Source organism: Actinomycetospora lemnae, from assembly GCF_028737315.1.
GTDB classification, from domain to species: Bacteria; Actinomycetota; Actinomycetes; order Mycobacteriales; family Pseudonocardiaceae; genus Actinomycetospora; species Actinomycetospora lemnae.
The window spans coordinates 583043-602315 of sequence record NZ_JAQZAO010000002.1 but is presented as its reverse complement, the minus strand read 5'-3'; the positions used below and the strand labels follow the sequence as shown (position 1 = coordinate 602315).

Sequence of the window (19273 nt, the reverse complement as noted above, 5' to 3'; positions counted from 1 at the left end):
GCGTTCGCTGCGATCCGGGCGAGCCGCCAGCGCGCGTGAACGGGGAGTTCGCGCGCGTAGAAGCCGCGAACAGCGCGTTCGCTGCGATCCCGGCGAGCCTCAGCGCGGGTCGGCCGCGTTGCTCGCCTCGGCGGCCTGCTCCGCGCGCATGCGCTCGAGCTCGCCGATGAGGGTCTTGGCGTCGTAGGGCCCGAGGTGGCGCTGGGGCACGGCGTCGCCGGCGGCGAGGTAGAACGTCGGCGTGCCGGGCAGGTCGCTGCTGCTGGCGTCGATCTCGTCGTCGGCGACGTGGTTGTGCGGGCCGCCGTCGCGCAGGTCCTCCTCGAGGCGGTCGATGTCGAGCCCGAGGTCGGCGCAGTAGCGCAGGAGGTCGTCGTGCTCGAGGGCGTCGGCGTGCGCGAAGAACGTGTCGTGGACCTCCCAGAACCGTCCCTGCGCGGCCGCGGCCTCGGCGACCTCGGCGGCGTCGCGGGCGTGGGGGTGGTACTCCTCGAGAGGGAAGTGGCGGAACACGTAGCGCAGGTCGTCGCCGAAGTGCTCGCGGACCTGGCGGATGTTGCCCGTGGCCTTGCCGCAGAAGGGGCACTCGAAGTCGCCGTACTCGACGATCGTCAGCGGTGCGTCGACGGGCCCGCGGACGTGGTCGCGCTGCAGGTCGACGGGGCGCAGCAGGTCGCGGGAGGGCTCCTCGGGCAGCGACGACCGGGCCACCCGGAACACCACCGCGCCGAGCCCGAGCGCGATGAGCGACGCCGCGAGGACCCCGACCCGGGCCTGGTCGGCGAGGGCCTCGTCGGCGAGCGCGAGGTCGACGATGAACAGCGAGATCGTGAACCCGATGCCCGAGAGCGCCGCGCCCCCCGCGATCTGCGGCATCGTCAGCCCGGGCGCGAGGCTGCCCGGGCGCAGCCGGTGCAGGAGCGCGGTGGCGCCGGTGATGCCGACGAACTTGCCGCCCACGAGCCCGAGCACGACGCCCCAGGTCAGCGGCGACGTCGCGGCCGCACGCAGGGTCTCGGCGGTCAGGGGCACGCCCGCGTTGGCCAGCGCGAACACCGGCACGATGATGAAGGCGCTGTAGGGCTGCCAGAGCCGCATGAGGCGCTCGTTGACCGACACCGCACGCTCGAGCCCGAGCCGGGCGCTGCGCGCGTACTCGGGGTTCGGCGACTGGCGGAAGGCCCGCGCGAGCGCCGCCGCCCGTTCGACCTCCTTGCGCTTCGGCGGGTACACGGGCAGCAGCAGGGCGATGAGCACCCCGGCGAGCGTCGCGTGGACGCCCGACTCGTAGAGCGCCACCCAGGTCACCACCGAGACGACGAGGTAGCCGCCGCCGCGCCAGACCCGCAGCCGTCGCAGCTGCCAGATCAGGAGCAGCCCGCCCACCGCGACGAGCAGCGGGACGAGGTTCAGCTCGTCGGTGTAGACGAGCGCGATGATCGCCAGCGCGCCGATGTCGTCGGCGACCGCCAGCGTGAGCAGGAAGATCCGGAGCCGCTCGGCGCGTCCGGGACCGATCACCGCCAGCGCGCCCAGCAGGAACGCCGTGTCGGTGGAGATCACGACGCCCCAGGCCGCGGCCTGGGGTCCGGTCGGGTTGAGCAGCAGGAACAGCACGGCGGGCAGCGCGAGGCCGGCGACGGCCGCGGTGAGCGGGACCGCCGCCTTCGACCGGTCCCGCAGCTCGCCGAGCGCAAACTCGCGCTTGACCTCCAGGCCGACGACGAAGAAGAACAGCGCCATGAGGCCGTCGTTGACCCAGTGCTGCAGGTCGAGGTCGATCGACATCTCGCCGAACGAGATCGCCAGGTGCGTGTGCCAGAACGCGTCGTAGGACGCACCCCACGGCGAGTTCGCCCAGACCAGCGCGAGCACGGTCGCACCGAGCATGAAGACCGCCGCGAGCGACTCGCTCGAGTCGCCGCGACGGGCCTCCGCGATCCGCTCGAGGACGCCGTGCCACCGGGGACGGTTCTCCGTCACGTCGGTCATGCGGGGCAGTCTCAGGCAGGTCGGACCAGCAGCGCCACGGGGTAGCGGTCGAGGAGCTGTGTGAGACGCGGCGCAGCGCCGTCGACGGCACGTCCGGTCACGACGTCGGTCCAGTCGTCGGCGCCGCCGGGGAGCGGGAGCACGGTGTCGCGCCAGCCGCCCGCCGCCTGCAGGCCGACCGGCAGCCGGGTGGCGACGGCGACCAGCCGCTCGCGCCCCGCCGGGCCGCCCCGCGCGAAGGCGAGCGCGTGGTCGGCCGCCTCCCCGGAGGCCGGCAGCGGCGCGTAGCCGTCGAACAGCTCGGGGCGGAACCGGCGCAGGCGCAGGGCCGCCGTGACGACCGCGAGCTTCGTCGCCGCGACCTCCTCGAGGTCGTCGGCGTCGACCGCCGGCGACCATCCGCTGTCGAGGCGCTCGAGCAGCCGCCGGCGCAGGTCGAAGTCGACCGGGCGCCGGTTGTCCGGGTCGACCAGCGAGTACTCGAAGAGCTCGGTGCCCTGGTAGACGTCGGGGATGCCGGGCCCGGCCAGCTGCAGCAGCTTCTGGCCGAGCGCGTTGGACCGGCCGTGGCGGTCGATGCTCGCGACGAACGCCTCGATCTCGGCGACGGCGTCCGCGTCGCCCAGCACCTGGGCGGGCCACGCCGCGATCGCCTCGTCGACCTCGGGCACCGCGTCGACGTGTGCGGTGACGAGCTTGGCCTCCTTGGACGCCTTGGTCAGGTAGCCCTGGAGGCGCTCCTCGGTGAGGGGCCAGGCCCCGAGCACCGACTGCCACGCCAGCAGCTCCAGCGACGGCGAGGGCAGCGGGTGACGCGCCGCCGCGATGCGCAGGAACGCGCCCCACTCGGCGGTGAGCTCGCTGAGCACGGCCAGGCGGGCCCGGACGTCCTCGCTGCGCTTGGTGTCGTGGGTCGAGAGCGTGGTCATCGTCGCCGGGGTCGCCGCGTCGCGGGCGGCGGCCTTGGTGTGGAACTCGACGGGGGAGACCCCGAAGCGGTCCGGGGCCCCGCCGACCTCGTTGAGCGCGACGAAGCGGTTCCAGCGGTAGAACGTGGTGTCCTCGACGCCCTTGGCCGTCACCATGCCGCTGGTCTGCTCGACCCGGCGGGTGAGCCGGCCGTCGGGCTCCGCGGTCATCGCCGCGTGGATCCGCCGGAGGATCTCGGCGAGCTCGGGCCGCGCGGTGGCCGCGGTGTCGACGGCGCGGTCGAGGTCGGCGCGGCCCTCGGGCAGGTAGGAGCGGTAGACGGGGTAGGCGCCGAGCAGCTCGGCGACCGCGTCCTGCACCTTCTCCGGGTCGTCGTCACCGGGCACCAGCGCGGCGATGCGCTTGACCTCGGCCACGAGGATCTCGTCCGTGACCAGCCGCTTCGCGACGTGCTCGGTGACGGACAGGCCCTCGCGGGACCCCGTGTGCTGGGCGGTCACGGCGTCGATGAGCGCCTCGCCCCGCGGGTCGACGAACAGGCCCTGGACCTCGCGCAGCGCCTCGTAGCCCGTGGTGCCGTCGACGGGCCACGACAGCGGCAGCGCCTCGTCCGGCCCGAGGATCTTCTCGACGAGCAACCACGCATCCTCACCGAGCGCCGCCCGCAGCCGCCGGACGTAGGCGCCGGGCGCGGTCAGCCCGTCGGGGTGGTCGATGCGCAGGCCGTCGAGCTCGTTCGCCGCGCGCCAGCGCAGGACCTCGGCGTGGGTGACGTCGAAGATCGCCGGGTCGTCGACGCGCACCGCCGCGAGGTCGGAGACGTCGAAGAAGCGGCGGTAGGTCAGCTCGGCGTTGCCGCGCCGCCAGTGCACGAGCCGATAGTGCTGGCGCTCGTGCACCTCCTGCGGCGTCCCCTCCTCCCCGGTGCCCGGGGCGACCGGGTAGCGGTGCTCGTAGTAGCGCAGCTCGGAGCGGTCGTCGGAGAGCGTCAGCTGCTCGACGTCCTCGGGCGAGCCGAGCACCGGGACGAGCAGCGGCTGGGTGAGGTCGGCGTCGTACCAGTCCGCGTAGGGCGAGTCCGCGCCCTCGCGCAGCAACGACCACCACGACGGGTTGGCCTCGGGCACCGCCACGCCCATGTGGTTGGGCACCAGGTCGACGAGCACGCCCAGCCCGGCGCTCCGCAGCGCGGCGACCAGCTCGCGCCGGCCCTCCTCGCCGCCCAGCTCGTCGTTCGCCCGCGTGGGGTCGACGACGTCGTAGCCGTGCATCGAGCCGGGGGAGGCCTGCAGGATCGGCGAGCAGTACAGCGCCCCGACGCCCAGCCCGTCGAGGTAGCCGACGAGGTCGCGCGCGGCGGCGAAGGGCTGGTCGGGCGAGAGCTGGAGCCGATAGGTGGACGCCGGGATCACGCCTGCTCCGTCACGTCGGTGCGCTGCAGCAGGAGCATCGAGCGGGAGGTGACCGTGAGGACGTCGCCGCCCACGCGGTCGTCCAGGTCGTCCGGCAGCGGCGGGGTGTTCCAGGTCTGGGTGGTGCGGGTGGTGCCCACGACGACCTCGCCGGTGGTGGTGTCGAGCACGGTGGCCCAGCGGTGCGGGAAGCCCTCGCCGGGCAGCGTGACCTCGACGTCCTCGTGGTGGGCGTTGAAGATCAGGAGGAAGGTGTCGTCGACGACCCGCTGGCCGCGCGGGTCGCTCTCGAGGATGCCGTCGCCGTTGAGGAACACGGTGAGCACGGCGGCCTCGCCCGACTCCCAGTCCTGGTCGGTCATCTCCTCGCCCGACGACGTGAACCAGGCGATGTCGCGCTGGACCTCCGGCTCGCCGGCGGCGGGCCGGATCGGGCGGCCGTTGAAGAAGCGGCGCCGGCGGAAGACCGGGTGCGACGCCCGCAGCTCGGAGACCTTGCTCGTGTAGTCCATGAGCTCGGAGTCCGACTTCTCGGGCGACCACTCCATCCAGGAGATCTCGGAGTCCTGGCAGTAGCCGTTGTTGTTGCCGTACTGCGTGCGCCCGATCTCGTCGCCGTGCAGCAGCATCGGCACGCCCTGCGAGAGGAAGAGCGTCGCGAGGAAGTTGCGGCGCTGGCGCTGGCGCAGCTCGAGGATCGCCGCGTCGTCGGTGGGGCCCTCGACGCCGTGGTTCCAGGAGTTGTTGTCGTCGGCGCCGTCCTGCCCGCCCTCGCCGTTGGCCTCGTTGTGCTTCTCGTTGTAGGAGACCAGGTCGTTGAGGGTGAAGCCGTCGTGCGCGGTGACGAAGTTGACCGACGCGTAGGGCCGGCGGCCGTCGTCCTGGTAGAGGTCCGACGAGCCCGTCAGGCGCGACCCGAACTCGCCGAGCGTGCCCGGGGTGCCGCGCCAGAAGTCGCGCACCGTGTCGCGGTACTTGCCGTTCCACTCGGTCCAGCCGGGCGGGAAGTTGCCCACCTGGTAGCCGCCGGGGCCGACGTCCCACGGCTCGGCGATGAGCTTCACCTGCGAGATCACCGGGTCCTGCTGGACGAGGTCGAAGAAGGTCGACAGCCGGTCGACGTCGTAGAACTCCCGGGCGAGGGTGGATGCGAGGTCGAACCGGAAGCCGTCGACGTGCATCTCGGTGACCCAGTAGCGCAGCGAGTCCATGATCAGCTGCAGCGTGTGCGGCTGCCGGACGTTCAGCGAGTTCCCGGTGCCCGTGTAGTCCATGTAGTACTGCGGCTCGTCGTCGACGAGGCGGTAGTACGCCTGGTTGTCGATGCCGCGCATGGACAGCGTCGGGCCCTGGTGGTTGCCCTCCGCGGTGTGGTTGTAGACGACGTCGAGGATCACCTCGATGCCCGCCGCGTGCAGGTCGCGCACCATCGCCTTGAACTCCTGCACGTGCGCGCCGGGTGCGGGCGCGCCGGTGATGCCGACGCTCGCGTAGCCGTAGTGCGGCGCGAAGAACGCGATGGTGTTGTAGCCCCAGTAGTTGCGCAGTCCGCGCTGTACCAGCGCGTCGTCGTGCACGAACTGGTGCACGGGCATGAGCTCGATGGCGGTGACGCCGAGCCGCTGCAGGTGGGCGATCACCGCCGGGTGCGAGACGCCCGAGTAGGTGCCGCGCATCTCCTCGGGGACCTCGGGGTGCAGGTTGGTCAGGCCCTTGACGTGCGCCTCGTAGATGACGGTGTCGTGGTACGGCGTGCGCGGCGGGCGGTCCTCGTGCCAGTCGAAGAACGGGTTGACCACCACGGACTTCGGCACGTGCTGTGCCGAGTCGTCGTGGTTGGTCTCGTCGGGGTCGTCGAAGTGGTAGCCGAACAGCGCCTCGTCCCACGCGTAGGTGGTGCCGAGCGTGCCGTCGAGCGCCTTCGCGTAGGGGTCGATGAGCAGCTTGTGGCTGTTGCAGCGCAGCCCCTGCTCCGGGTCGTGCGGGCCGCGCACCCGGTAGCCGTAGCGCTGGCCGGGGACGACGCCGGGCAGGTAGCCGTGCCAGACGAAGCCGTCACGCTCGGGCAGCGGGACGCAGGTCTCCCGGCCCGCCTCGTCGAACAGGCAGAGCTCGACACCCTCGGCGACCTCGCTGAACAGGGCGAAGTTCGTCCCGGCGCCGTCGTAGGTCGCGCCCAGGGGATAGGACGTGCCGGGCCAGGGCTGCATCGGGCTTCCTCCGAGGGGGTGGGGGGTGAAACGCGGACGGGGTGCCCGAACGTGCCCGCCGAGAATACGGGCGGGGCCGACGACCCGACCCGGGCGACGCCGGCATCGCTACGATCCCCGCCGTGGCCACCGTCTTCACCAAGATCATCAACGGCGAGATCCCGGGACGGTTCGTCTGGTCGGACGAGCAGGTGGTCGGGTTCCTGTCCATCAACCCCCTCGGGCCCGGTCACGTGCTGGTCGTGCCTCGGGAGGAGGTCGACCAGTGGATCGACGCCCCCGACGGCCTGTTCGAGCACGCCATGGGGGTGGCGAAGACGATCGGGACCGTGATCCGTGACACCTGGTCGCCGCCGCGCGTGGCGCTCATGGTCGCGGGCTTCGAGGTGCCGCACCTCCACGTGCACGTCCACCCCGCCTGGGGGCTCGAGGCGTTCGACTTCTCCCGGGCCGAGAGCGACCCGGACCCGGCGGAGATGGACCGGCACGCCGAGGCGATCCGCGCCGGGCTGCGCGCCGCCGGGCACGGCGCCGCCGTCCCGGACGCCTGACCGCCCGATGCAGCTGCTGCTCGTCCGCCACGCCGAGCCCCTCGCGGCGACCGCCGAGCCGGGGGCGGCGGGCGCGGACCCGGCCCTGTCCGCGCGCGGGCAGGAGCAGGCGGACCGCTTCGCGACGTGGCTCGCCGGCGGCCCCGACCGCGACGGCGTCGCCGAGATCGTCACCTCGACGATGCTCCGTGCCCGGGAGTCGGCGGCCCCGGCCGTGCGCCTCCTCGGCACCCCGGAGCCGGCCGCCGTCGAGGACCTGTGCGAGTTCGACCGCGGGCGCGGGTCCTACCGCCCGGTGCACCTGCGCGACGACGCCGACGAGGACTGGCAGGCCATCCGGTCCGGGGTGTTCCCGTCGTACGTCGACGGCCCGGCGTTCACCGCGCGCCTGGTCGGCGCCCTCGACGCGGTCGTCGCGCGGCAGGACCCGCGGGCCACCGCGGTGGTCGTCTGTCACGCCGGCGTGATCAACACCTACGTCACCGGGATCCTCGGCATCGACCGTCCGCTGACCTTCCCGCTGCACCACACGTCGGTGACCCGCGTGCTCGTCTCGCGGTCGGGCGCCCGCCGGGTGAGCTCGGTGAACGAGACCCAGCACCTCGCCGGGCTGCTGTGATGTCCTGATGGCCGAGGCGGGGGAGGACGCGCAGGTCGACGAGCAGGGCGACTGGCTCGGGCCCGAGCGCCTGCTCGCGTTCAGCGACGGTGTGGTCGCCATCGCGCTCACCCTGCTCGTGCTGCCCCTGGCCGAGCTCGTCCCCGAGGTCGCCGAGCCGGAGACCTCCGGGCTGACGGTCATCACCGACAACCTCGCGGCGATCGGCAGCTTCGTCCTGAGCTTCGCGGTCATCGCGCGCTTCTGGGCGGCCCACCACCGGGTCTTCGACCGGGCGCGGCGGGTCAGCCACACCCTGGTCGGGGTCAACACGGCGTGGCTGTTCACGATCGTCGTGCTGCCGTTCCCCACCGAGATGATCGCCTCGTTCCCCGAGGACCCGTTCACGCTGCGCTTCTACGTCGCGACCCTGTTCGCGAGCAGCGCCCTGCTCACGGTGACCGCGGTGCTCGTGCGCCGCTCGCTGCCGGGCGACGAGGCCCAGGGCCTGCGCAACACGGCAGCCGGCGGCACCGCCCTGCTGTTGCTCCTCGTGCTCGTGGTGACGCTCGTGGCGCCGTCGCTGGGCTACTGGCCGCTGCTGCTGCTCTTCCTGACCTCGCCGATCGAGCGCGTGCTCGGGCCCCTGGTCGAGCGCCGCCTCGCGCGTCCCCCCTCCGGCTGACCCCTCCGGCTGACCACGCCCTTGTCGGCGGCCTCCGCACCGGCCAGGCTCGACGGGTCACGGTCGGTGGGGGAGGCGCATGAGCACGGCGACCGCGCCGCGCGCCCGACGGCGCACGGTCCTGGCGGCGATGACGGTCGCCAACGCGATGATCCTCGTGGACCAGACGGCGGTGCCGCTCGCGCTGCCCGACATCGCGCAGGACTTCGGCGTGAGCTCCCAGCTCGTGCAGTGGGTGCTCACCGCGAGCCTGCTGCCGCTCGCGGGGCTGCTGGTGCTCGGCGGGCGGCTCGGCGACCTGTTCGGGCGCCGGCGGGTGTTCCTGCTCGGCTCGGTGGTGTTCGCCGGTGCCTCGGCGGTCGGGGGCCTGGCGCCGGACTTCGCGGTGCTGCTCGCGGCGCGGGTGTGCCAGGGCGCGGGCGGCGCGCTGATGCTGCCCGCGACCGTGGCCATCCTCAGCGACGCCTTCGACGCGAAGGAGCGCGGCCAGGCGCTCGGCACGATGGGCGGCGTCGCGGCCACCGCCGGCGCCCTCGGCCCGACCATCGGCGGCCTGCTCACCTCGGGGGTGAGCTGGCGCGCGGTGCTCCTGATCAACCTCCCGCTCCTGGTGGTGACGCTGTGGGCGACGCTGCGCGCGGTCCCGCCCGACGGCCCGCGGCGCAGCGGGGTGCACGTCGACCTGGTCGGGGCGGCGCTGCTGGGCTTCGTCCTCGTCGGGCTCGTGTTCGGGTTCGCGCAGACGACCACCGAGGGGTGGACCGCGCCCGACGTCGTCGTCTCGCTCGCCGTGGCCGTCGTCGCCGCCGTGGTGTTCGTGTGGTGGGAGCGGCGCACCGCGGACCCGCTGCTCGACCTGGACCTGCTGCGCGAGAGCCGTGACTACCGCGGTGCGACGGTCTCGCAGGGCATCGCCGGCATGGCGGAGATGGGCCTGGGGCTGATCCTGCCCCTCGCGCTGGTGCTCAACCTGCGGCTGGACCCGGCACTCGCGGGCCTCGCGCTGCTGGCGACCACGGTGCCGATGGTGGTCATCGCGCCGCTGGTCGGCCGCTGGTACGACGCCGCGGGCGGGCGGCCGCCGCTCGTCGTCGGGTTCGGGCTGCTCGCCGTCTCCGGGGTCCTGCTCGCGCTCGGGATGCCGCAGAACGCGTTCTGGTGGCTGCTCCCGGGGCTGGTGGTCTACGGGGTCGGGCTCGCGGTGGTGCTCACGGTCAACGACCCGGTGAGCCTCGACACCGTGCCCGAGCACGCGCACGGCCAGGCCTCGGGGGTGTCGGCGACCGCCGAGCAGGGCGGGGGCGCGATCGGGATCGCCCTGCTCTACGCCCTGCTGCACCTGACCTACCTGCAGGCGCTGGCCGATGGGGCCGCCGCCCGCGGCCTGCCGCCGCTGAGTCCTGAATCCGGGGCCGAGCTGCGCGACGCGATCGAGAACGCCGAACAGACGGGGCTGCGGCCCTCGACGTTCGACCCGCGGGTCGTCGAGTACCTCGAGGTCGCCGAACGCGCGTCGGACCAGGGCTACGTCGTCGCGTTCCTCGCGGTCACGGTGCTCTCGGTGATCGGGATCGTCACCTCCGCCTGGCTCGTGCGCCGGCCCCCGGACCCCGACACGGCGGTCACCGAGGAGGAGACGCCCGACGTGGCGTGGGGCGAGGACGGCACCCGCGACGGACCGGGAGGCACCGTCACCCCAGCGTGACCTGCGCGCCCGTCACGCTCCCTACGGTGGGGCTCCCGCCCCGCGGCCGACAGGAGACGCCGTGCCCGTCACCCCTCCCACGCCCGAAGAGCTCGCCGCCCTGGCCGAGCGCGACCGCCTCGGTCTCGACCCCGAAGGACTCGCGGCCTTCGCCCCGCTCGTCGAGGGCTCGTTCGGCGCCTACGACCGCGTCGAGGAGCTGTGGGCCGCCCAGGCGCCGACCGCGCCGGACCGCGCCTGGTCGTGGCCCGCCGAGGGCGAGAACCGCTGGGGTGCGTGGTACGTGCGCTGCCGCGTCGAGGGGGCGCCCGACGGCCCGCTCGCCGGGCGCACGGTGGCCGTCAAGGACAACACCGCGGTCGCCGGCGTGCCGATGGCCAACGGCTCGCGCCTCGTCGACGGGTACGTCCCCCAGCGCGACGCGACGGTCGTGACGCGCCTGCTCGAGGCCGGCGCCACCGTCACGGGCAAGGCCGTCTGCGAGGACCTCTGCTTCTCCGGGGCCAGCCACACCTCGCACACCGGGCCCGTGCGCAACCCGTGGGATCCGACCCGCACCACCGGCGGCTCGTCGAGCGGCAGCGCGGCCCTGCTGGCGGCCGGCGAGGTCGACCTCGCCACCGGCGGCGACCAGGGCGGCTCGGTGCGCATGCCCGCGGCCATGAGCGGCATCGTCGGGCACAAGCCCACCCACGGCCTCGTGCCCTACACCGGCGCCTTCCCGATCGAGGCCACGATCGACCACCTCGGGCCCATGACCCGCACGGTCGGCGACGCGGCGCTCGCCCTCGGGATCATGGCCGGCCCCGACGGCCTCGACCCCCGCCAGCCCGACGCCCTCGCGCCGGTCGACTTCCTCGCCCAGATCGCCCGCGGCGCCGAGGGCCTGCGGGTCGGCGTCGTCACCGAGGGGTTCGGGCACGAGGGCCTCTCGGTGCCCGGGGTCGACGCGAGCGTGCGGGCGGCGCTCGACGTGCTCGCGGGCGCCGGGCTGTCGGTCGAGGAGGTCTCGGTGCCGTGGCACCGGCACGCCTTCGACGTGTGGACGGTCGTCGCCACCGACGGGGTCGTCGCGCAGATGATCGAGGGCAACGGCTACGGCATGAACTGGGAGGGTCTCTACGACCCGGACCTCATCGCGCACTACGGCGGGCGCCGGGCCGAGGGCGGGCACCTCTTCTCCGACACCGTGAAGATGGTGACCATGGCCGGGCGCCACGCGCTGGCCCGCGAGCACGGGCGGCACTACGCGATGGCGCGCAACCTCGTCCCGACGGCCCGCGCGGCCTACGACGCGGCGCTCGCCGAGCACGACGTGCTGGTCATGCCCACCGTGCCGATCCTGCCGACGACGCTGGTCGCCGAGGGTGCGCCGGCGGCGGAGAGCGTGACCCGGGCGCTGGAGATGATCATCAACACGGCGCCCACCGACGTCACGGGTCACCCCGCGACCTCGGTCCCGGCCTCGCCGGTCGACGGGCTGCCGGTCGGCATGATGATCATCGGTCGGCGCTTCGACGACGCCACCTGCCTACGCGTGGCCCACGCGTTCGAGCAGGCGGTCGGGGGCTTCCCCTCGCCGCCGGGGCTCGAGGCGCGGGCGGCGGTGCCGGCGGGCTGAGGGCGCGCCGGGGTTCCTGAGCGAAGGGCCCCTTCGCTCGGATAGACCAGCGAGGGGCGCCCTTCGCCAGCTCGAGGCGCCGGCCGAGGAGCGCGTTCAGCGTGATCGGCAGGCTCGGCGACCTGCGCGCCGTGCCCCCTCGCCTCGTCCTGCGCCGGGAGGCGGCGCCTACTGCAGGTAGTCGTGCACCTGCTTCTCGGTCGCGTAGCCCGGGTCGCCGCCGAAGTCCCGCCCCGCGCGACGGCGTCGCAGGGCGTCCCAGCACTGGTCGAGCTGCTCCTCGATCTGCGCCAGGCGGGCCCGGTCCTCGTCGTTGATCGCCTCCCCGTGCCCCCGCAGCCGGTGCTCCTCGTCGACCAGCGCGTGGATGGTGCCCAGGGTGTCGTCGTCCGCCATGTGAGCGAGCCTAGCCCCGCACCAGCGCCACGAGATCGCGGACGCGGGCGTCGGGGAGGTAGGCGCGCCCGATGCCGATCCCGACCCGCGGGAGGTCGGCCTCGTCGCGGTAGAGCAGGAACATCGGCTCATAGCGCGGCTGGAACTTGGCCTTGAAGGTGTGCAGCGAGCGGAAGCCGTAGTAGGGCTCGAGGAGCTCGCCCATGCGGTCGAGGACGCGGTCGAGCACCTGCGCGTCGCCCTCCCCCTCGGCCCGGGCCAGCGGCGCTCCGGACAGCGACAGGAACCGCGCGCCCTCGGCCTGGAACGTCAGGCACGCCGAGGCGATGAGGTACTCGACGACCGCCCGGAACCCCTCCTGCCGGCGGCGCATGACGTCGAGGGTCCAGCCGACCACGACGCGCTCCGACGGGTCGAGCTCCGCTCCACTCCGTCTCCCGGCGGGCCCGTACACCGGCAGCCACGAGGTGACGCCGTGGACGGTGCCCTCGGCGTCGACGGCGAGGCCGGTGCGCACCTCCGGGTCGAGGGCCTCCTCGACCCCGCCGAGCGTGAAGCCCATCTCGGGCAGGCCCTTGTCGCCGACCCACTCCTCGGAGATCGCCCGGACCTGCGCCACGACCGACCGCGGCTCCTCGGCGAGGTGCACCATCCGGTGCTCGATGCCCGCCTTGCCGGCGCGGTTGAAGGCGCTGCGCACGTTCTGCCAGGGCTTGCCCTTGAACTCGAGGCCCTCGAGGTCGATCAGCGTGTCCTCGGCGACCTGCAGCGCCCGCCAGCCGTCGGCCCGCGCGACGTCGGCGAGCGCCTCGGTGGTCGAGAACAGGCACGGCACCCAGCCGGAGCGCTCGGCCATCGCCCGGAAGTCCTCGAGCGCGGCGGACCGGTCGGCGGGGGCGACGATCGGGTCGCCGAGGGCCACCGCCACCCCGGCGTGGGCGCGGTAGGCGGTGACCCCGTCGGTCCCCGTGGTCGAGGCCCGCTCCGCTGCGTCTCCGGTGTGCGCGAGGTACCGGTTCTCCGGCCACGTCGCCATCCACGACAGCGTCGACCCGCCGTGGCGGTGCAGCGCCTCGCGGGCGACCTCGGGGCCACTGGCCGCCGCTCCGGAGCGACGGCGCAGCCGCCGGCGCGACGGGACCGCGAAGGCGTGGCGGCCCACGACCAGCCACACCACGAGCGCCGACCACAGCACCGCGTTCGGCACGAAGACCGCGAGGCCGACGAGCTCGACCTGGTCCATCTGTTCGGTGGCCTGCGCGTACACGACGACGCCGACCACGACGAGCCCCAGGAGCAGGTAGAAGGCGCCGAGCAGCAAGCCCGCCACCCACGCCGGGCGGCGCCCGCGGCGCAGTCCCTCGGCGAGCAGCAGCGCGATCGCCACCGACACCAGGGTCTCGACGACCGTCGAGTCCGAGGCGGTGTTGCCGAGGGGCCCGACGACCGGCACGACGAGGGTCAGCACCCGGATCACGGCGATGACGACGAGGCCCGCGGCGGCCACCAGGCGGAACTCGCGGCGGCCCGGCCGCCCGGCGGGTGACGGCACCGCGGCGGGCCCGGCGAGCCGGCGGCCGAGCGGCAGCGCGACGGCCAGCGCGAGCGTGTGGGCGGCGTCGGCGAGGTGGCCGAGGAAGAGCAGCCCGACGAGCGCGATCCCGGCCAGCACGAGGCGCAGCCGCAGCCGCCACGGCGCGTGGAGGGTCGCCGACGCGACGGCGAGCACGGCGAGCACGCCGGTGGAGACGCCGCCGGTCAGCGCACCCGCGAGCGCCACCGCCCAGACCCAGCCGGACGCCGCGAGCAGGGCCACCAGGCCGGTCGCGGCGAGCACCGCGGCCAGCTGGCCGACGACGAGCACGAGCGCCGTGCGCCCGGAGCCGAGGCGTCCCTCGGCCCACCCGAGCCCCACCGCCGCGACCAGGAGCCCGAGCACGGCGCCGACCGGGTGCGCGCCGACCAGCGCGGCCGACAGCGGCGTCCACACGTGGCCCTCGGCGAGCGCGGGCACGCCCGTGAGCACCGAGGACGCCCAGGACCGGTCGGCCGCGGGGCTCCAGAACGCCCCGGTCGCGATGCCGGTGACCAGCAGCAGGAGCACCGTTGTCGCGGTGACCGGCCGCCAGCGGGCGACGCCCTCGACCCGCGCCCGGGCGGCACCCAGCCGCTTCGGCGACTCCCGGCCGTCGGAGGAGTCGGAGGAGTCGGAGGAGTCGGCGGGGCCGGCCGGGTTCGCCGGCTCCCGCGGGGCGGTGACCGTCATCGGCGATCTCCTGAGCTGTCACACAGCGCGATGTCCCGCTCGCTCGGTGCGGCTGAACGGGTGAGCGTGCGACGAGTGTCCGACGGGAGCCTGCCGATGACAATCCTCTGGGTGATCGAACGTCTCGACGTGGGCGCGCGCGACCGTCACGATCACCGGCGTGGAGACGAGCGAGACCGGCGGCCGTGACCGGCGCCTGCTGCTCCTGTCGGTGTGGGCGTCGGCGGCGTTCGCCCTGATCTCGTCGGTGTGGGGGGTGCTCAGCGGCTCCTCGATGATCGTGTTCGACGGGCTCTCGTCGTTCGCCAGCATCGGGCTCTCGATGCTGGCGGTGTTCGCGCTGCGCACCTCGCGGCGCGGGGCCGACGAGCGCTACCCGTGGGGGCGGGAGTCGTGGGAGCCGGTCGTCGTGGTGGTCAAGGCCGTCGCGCTGGCCGCCCTGTGCGTGTACGCCGTGGTCGGCGGCATCACCGACCTCGTCGCCGGCGGCCGCGAGGTCGCCACGGGGTGGGCCCTCGCCTACGCGATCGTCGCGACCGTCGCCGGCGTCGTCGTCACGGTCCTCATGCGCCGGGGCGGCCGGTCGGACCTCGTCCGGGCCGAGGCCGCCGAGTGGTTCGGCGACACCCTGCTCTCGGTCGGCGTGCTCCTCGGGTTCGTCATCGCGGTGGTGCTCGTGGCCAGCGGGCGTCCCGACCTCGCCGCCTACGTCGACCCGGCCATGGTCGTCGTCGTGTCGCTCGCGTTCCTCCGCATCCCGGCGCGCCTCATCGGCGGGGGCATGCGGGAGATCCTCGCGATGGCGCCGCCGGCGCAGACCCAGGCGGAGCTCGACGACGCGGTCGAGGCGGTGCGCGAGGAGTTCGGGCTGGCCGAGGCGTTCCTGCGGGCATCGAAGGTCGGCGCGCGGGTCGACGTGGAGGTGGACTACGTGGTGGGGGAGGGGTCGTCGGTGCACACGGTCGCCGACGGGGACGTCGTCCGGCAGGCCCTGCACGACCGGCTCGCGGCGCTGGGCCACGAGCGCTCGGTGGTCGTCGCGTTCACGACCGACCGGCGGTGGGCCCTGTGAGCGGGCGCGAGGTCGTCGTGCACCTGACCCGCCCCGAGGACCTGGTCACGGTCGATCCGGCGGGCCTCTACGACGACCCCGACGCCCGCAGCGTCCCGGGCGCGGAGGAGATCGTCGACGAGCTCCTGGCCCGCGGGCGGCCCGGGCGCCACGACCGGGTCGTGGTGACGCTGCCGCCCGCGACGGCCGGACCCGACCCGGCGGCGACGGCCGCGCACCTGCAGACCGTCCTGCGCCGCTGGTGCGTGCGTCGCAACGAGCGGGGCGAGCGGGAGGGCGCGGTGCTGTGGCGCCAGGGCCTGAACTCGCTGCGCCCGGGCATCCCGCTGTTCCTGATCGGCCTGCTGTTCTCGACCGGCTTCCTCGAGCCCGACGTCCCCGCGTTCCTCCAGGACGTGCTGGGCAACGGGGTCTTCCTCGTCATCGCGTGGGTCGGGCTCTGGTACCCGCTGGACCTGTTCTTCTTCGCGCGCCTGCCGCTGCGCCGCGAGCACCGGGTGCTGGACGCGCTGCTCGCCATGCCGGTCGAGGTCCGTGTCCGCGAGGTTGCCCCACGCGAGTGACTCCAGCCGCCGCTCGGGTGAGGCGGGGTGCAGGCGGTGTCGCTCCGGGTGGATCCTCGCGCGCGCGAGCGTCGGACGGGGGGCGTCATGGGTGTCGGGGGCACGGCCACGCGGGAGGGGGAGTGGCTGGACCTCGTCGCCGACCTCGTCGCCCGGCCGCTCACCACCTGGCCGGTGGACCGCGTGCTCCCGCTGCTCGCGCGGTCGTTCGACGCCCCGGCCGGCGCCTACCACGGGCAGGAGGCGTGCGGTCCGGTCGAACGACGACCGTGGCCACCGGACTTCTACGACGACCGCCTCGCCGACGTCCAGTGCTGGAGCCGGCTCCACGCCGCGACCGACCACCCGCTGCTGCGCTACTACCTCGCCACCGGGCGGGCCGAGGTCATGCAGGTCGCCGACGTTCCGGACCGCGTCGCCGACCACCGCGTGCAGCAGCGCTGGCGGGCCGTGTGCGACGACCTGCTCGGCAGCGACGTCGTCTCCCAGGTCTCGCTGCCCGTGTGCCTGGACGAGCGCACCCACCGCGCGTTCCTCGTCGGCCGTGCCGACGAGTACTCGCCGCAGGAGATGGGCCTGCTGCGCCGGGTGCAGCGCGTGCTCGTCGGCCTCGACCGCCAGATCAGCGCGCACGCCCGGTGGGCGGCGCGGACCGGGGCGCTCGCCGCCCCCACCGCCGAGCAGGTCGGGCTGACGCCGCGGGAGAGCGTGGTCCTCGACATGCTCGCCACCGGCGCCACCGCCCGGGCGATCGCGCGGCGCCTCACGGTCGGCGAGCGGACCGTCCAGAAGCACCTGCAGCGGGTCTACGCCAAGCTCGGCGTCGCCGACCGCCTCGCCGCCGTGCAGCGCGCCCAGCTCCTGGGCCTGCTCCCACCGCCGGCCCTGGGCTCGGCCACCTACCGGTCCAGCATCGCTTCCTCGTAGTCGAGCCCGCGGAGCATGTCGCGCAGGATGCCCTCGTCGATGCGGCCCATGTCGCGGAAGCGCACGAACGTCTCGCGCTCGGCGCTGAGCATGCCGCGGCGCAGGCGGTTGAACACGACCGAGGGCGCCTCGCCGATCTCCTCGTCGGGGCGTCCGAGACGTTCCCACGGCTCGTTCGCGCGGTGCTGCGCCCAGGTCCGCAGCTGCTCGGTGACGTGCGCCGGCGTGCTGTCGTCGCTCATCTCCTCGAGGCGGTGCAGCGCGGCCTCGGCGGCGGCCTGCTTGACCTGGGCCTCGTCGAGGACGTCGCGCTGGGCGCCCTTGTCGCGCACGTGCAGGCGCTGGATGAGCGTCGGCAGCGTGAGGCCCTGGAGCAGCAGGGTGCCGACGGTGACGACGAACGCGGCGAAGACGACGACGTTGTAGCCGGGCATCGCCGGGCCGGTGTCACCGCCGTGGGGGATCGCGAACGCCGCGGCCAGCGTGACCACGCCCCGCATCCCCGCCCAGGAGATGACGAACGGCACCCGCCACGACACGGCGGGCCCTCGTCGTCGCACCTTCGGGAGCAGGCGCGGGAGGTAGATCGTCGGGTAGACCCAGGCGAAGCGGGCCAGGATCGTCACGACGAGCAGGGCCAGCGAGACGAGCAGGATCCGCCCGGCGTCGTCCCCGAGGCCGTCGACGACGATGCGCAGCTGCAGCCCGATGAGCGCGAACACCAGCGCCTCGAGCAGGGTGTCGAGCGCCTTCCACACGGCCTGGTCCTGCAGGCGGGTGGCGTAGCCCGCCTCGGGGGCCTTGTGCCCGAGGTAGAGGCCCGCGAGGACGACCGCGAGCACCCCCGAGGTGTGCAGCTCCTCGGCGAGCAGGTAGATGGCGAACGGCACGAGCAGGCCGACCGAGCTCTCCAGCACGCCGTCGTGCAGCGCCATGCGCACGCGGTGCAGCAGCCAGCCCGCCGCCGCACCGATCGCGACGCCGCCGACCGCGGCCAGCGCGAACTCCTCGAGCCCGGCGAGGATGGTCGCCCCGGTGCCGACCGTCGTCGTCGCGAGCGCCGCGGCGAGCAGCACCCGGAACAGGGTCAGCGCCGTCGCGTCGTTGAGCAGGCTCTCGCCCTCGAGGATCGTCATGATCCGCCGCTGCAGGCCGAGCCGGCGCCCGATCGACGCCGCGGCCACGGCGTCCGGGGGCGCGACGACCGCCCCGAGCACCAGGGCACTCGCGAACGGCAGCTCGGGCACCAGCAGCCACGCGACGACGCCGACCACCGCCGTCGTGAAGACGACGAGCCCCACCGCGAGCTGGCTGATGCGCTGCAGGTTCTCCCGCAGCCGCAGCGTCGAGCTCTCCAGCGCCGCCGAGTACAGGAGCGGCGGGAGGACGAGGAACAGGACGAGGTCGGGGTCCAGGGGCACCGACGGCACGCCGGGGACGAACGACACCGCGAGTCCGACGACGACGAGCAGCAGCGGCGCGGACACCGAGAAGCGGCGGGCGATCGCCGAGACGCCCAGCGCGACGACGAAGACGACGAGCAGGGCCCGCGGGTCGGTCTCGGTCACGGGGTCGAGGGCTCCGGGGCCGAGGTGTCCTCCCGCGACCGCAGCAGGTCGAGCTCGCTCCTGGTGGGCTTCTCGTGGACGCTGACGGCGTAGCCGCCGCCCTCGTAGGGTTCCTCGCCCTCCCAGTCCGCCGTGCGCGTCACCGGGCGCAGGCCCGCGGCGGCGCACCCGTCGTCGTAGGCGGCGAGGGTCGGGAACGGGACGCCGTCGGGCAGCGTGAAGGGCACGTGCTCGGCGTCGAGCCCGAACCCGGCGACCAGGAGGCCGCCGGGGCGCAGGTGACGGGCCAGGACCTCGATCACCGCGGCGTGCGTGCCCGGCGTGAGCAGCGGCCACAGGTTGCCCGCGGCGACGACGGCGTCGACGGGGTGGTCGAGGCGCAGCTCGGTGAGGTCGACGAGGCGCCAGTCGAGCTCCGGAGCCGCGGCCCGCGCCTGGTCGAGCATCGAGGCGTCCAGGTCGGCGCCGACCACCCGGTGCCCCAGCCGCGCGAGCGCGATGGCGACCCGCCCGGTGCCGCAGCCCGCGTCGAGGACGTCGCTCGGCCGGCCGCCCAGGAGCGCGTGCACCCGGCGCGCCTCGCCGTCGAGGTCCTCGCCCTGCGCCGCGAGGTCCGCGAACCGGGCGGCGTAGCCCGGTCCGGCCGTGCCGCCGGTGACCGTGAGCCAGGGATTGTCGGGCACCGGCACACTGTAGGGCCGGGTGTGGTGGCAGTGTGGTGTCCTCCGTCCGGGGGTATCGGAGGCGTGCGGCACGTCGCGTGTCGCATGCGTATAC

The 19273-nt window shown here is 74.3% G+C and carries 15 protein-coding genes; 8 read left to right on the top strand and 7 right to left on the bottom strand.

What is annotated here, in order from left to right; genetic code table 11:
• Positions 1–99: 99 nt before the first annotated feature.
• Genes nhaA through glgX form a run of 3 tightly spaced genes read right to left on the bottom strand, consistent with a single transcriptional unit; the run spans position 100 to position 6544 of the window.
• Positions 100–1992: a Na+/H+ antiporter NhaA gene (gene nhaA, locus PGB27_RS06550; RefSeq protein ID WP_274199532.1), complete on the bottom strand. Its 1893-nt coding sequence runs from the start codon at positions 1990–1992 to the stop codon at positions 100–102.
• A gap of 11 nt (positions 1993–2003) precedes the next feature.
• Positions 2004–4334: a malto-oligosyltrehalose synthase gene (gene treY, locus PGB27_RS06545; RefSeq protein WP_274199531.1), complete on the bottom strand. Its 2331-nt coding sequence runs from the start codon at positions 4332–4334 to the stop codon at positions 2004–2006.
• Positions 4331–6544 (bottom strand): glycogen debranching protein GlgX, encoded by a 2214-nt coding sequence (gene glgX / locus PGB27_RS06540; RefSeq protein ID WP_274199530.1) that lies wholly within the window; start codon positions 6542–6544, stop codon positions 4331–4333. The genes treY and glgX overlap by 4 nt, the downstream gene beginning before the upstream one ends.
• Positions 6545–6666: 122 nt before the next feature.
• On the opposite strand from glgX, the gene PGB27_RS06535 reads away from it, so the two are divergent.
• The 5 genes from PGB27_RS06535 to PGB27_RS06515 all read left to right on the top strand — a co-directional run bounded on the left by PGB27_RS06535 (position 6667) and on the right by PGB27_RS06515 (position 11704).
• A complete protein-coding gene (locus PGB27_RS06535; RefSeq protein WP_274199529.1) occupies positions 6667–7095 on the top strand; it encodes an HIT family protein in 429 nt (142 codons plus the stop codon).
• Positions 7096–7102: 7 nt separating this feature from the next.
• The gene (locus PGB27_RS06530) at positions 7103–7714 is read left to right on the top strand and encodes a histidine phosphatase family protein (protein WP_274199528.1); all 612 of its coding nucleotides are present in this window, start codon (positions 7103–7105) and stop codon (positions 7712–7714) included.
• Positions 7715–7721: 7 nt separating this feature from the next.
• Positions 7722–8378: a TMEM175 family protein gene (locus PGB27_RS06525; RefSeq protein ID WP_274199527.1), complete on the top strand. Its 657-nt coding sequence runs from the start codon at positions 7722–7724 to the stop codon at positions 8376–8378.
• A gap of 79 nt (positions 8379–8457) precedes the next feature.
• Complete coding sequence (locus PGB27_RS06520) at positions 8458–10083, top strand: MFS transporter (protein WP_274199526.1); 1626 nt, start codon at positions 8458–8460, stop codon at positions 10081–10083.
• Between the two features lie 61 nt (positions 10084–10144).
• Positions 10145–11704 carry an amidase gene (locus PGB27_RS06515; RefSeq protein WP_274199525.1) on the top strand — a complete coding sequence of 520 codons (1560 nt, stop codon included), beginning with the start codon at positions 10145–10147 and terminating at the stop codon, positions 11702–11704.
• A gap of 168 nt (positions 11705–11872) precedes the next feature.
• On the opposite strand, the gene PGB27_RS06510 is transcribed toward PGB27_RS06515, so the two are convergent.
• Both PGB27_RS06510 and PGB27_RS06505 read right to left on the bottom strand, forming a co-directional pair.
• Complete coding sequence (locus PGB27_RS06510) at positions 11873–12100, bottom strand: DUF2630 family protein (RefSeq protein WP_274199524.1); 228 nt, start codon at positions 12098–12100, stop codon at positions 11873–11875.
• Positions 12101–12110: 10 nt separating this feature from the next.
• Positions 12111–14366, bottom strand: coding sequence for a bifunctional lysylphosphatidylglycerol flippase/synthetase MprF (locus PGB27_RS06505; RefSeq protein ID WP_274199523.1), 2256 nt, complete (start codon positions 14364–14366; stop codon positions 12111–12113).
• A 160-nt stretch (positions 14367–14526) separates the two neighbouring features.
• On the opposite strand from PGB27_RS06505, the gene PGB27_RS06500 reads away from it, so the two are divergent.
• The 3 genes from PGB27_RS06500 (at position 14527) to PGB27_RS06490 (ending at position 16928) form a co-directional block, all read left to right on the top strand.
• Positions 14527–15438 (top strand): cation diffusion facilitator family transporter, encoded by a 912-nt coding sequence (locus PGB27_RS06500; protein ID WP_274199522.1) that lies wholly within the window; start codon positions 14527–14529, stop codon positions 15436–15438.
• On the top strand, positions 15435–16001 hold the full coding sequence (locus tag PGB27_RS06495; RefSeq protein WP_274199521.1) for a hypothetical protein: 567 nt from the start codon (positions 15435–15437) through the stop codon (positions 15999–16001). The genes PGB27_RS06500 and PGB27_RS06495 overlap by 4 nt, the downstream gene beginning before the upstream one ends.
• Positions 16002–16088: 87 nt before the next feature.
• Positions 16089–16928 carry a helix-turn-helix transcriptional regulator gene (locus tag PGB27_RS06490; RefSeq protein WP_274199520.1) on the top strand — a complete coding sequence of 280 codons (840 nt, stop codon included), beginning with the start codon at positions 16089–16091 and terminating at the stop codon, positions 16926–16928.
• Here the strand turns inward: PGB27_RS06490 and PGB27_RS06485 are convergent.
• Entirely contained in the window at positions 16901–18496 is a 1596-nt protein-coding gene (locus PGB27_RS06485; RefSeq protein WP_274199519.1) for a Na+/H+ antiporter, read from the bottom strand. The two genes, PGB27_RS06490 and PGB27_RS06485, sit on opposite strands and share 28 nt — an antisense overlap.
• Positions 18493–19179, bottom strand: coding sequence for a class I SAM-dependent methyltransferase (locus PGB27_RS06480; RefSeq protein ID WP_274199518.1), 687 nt, complete (start codon positions 19177–19179; stop codon positions 18493–18495). Before PGB27_RS06480 ends, PGB27_RS06485 begins: the two co-directional genes overlap by 4 nt.
• Positions 19180–19273: the final 94 nt, after the last annotated feature.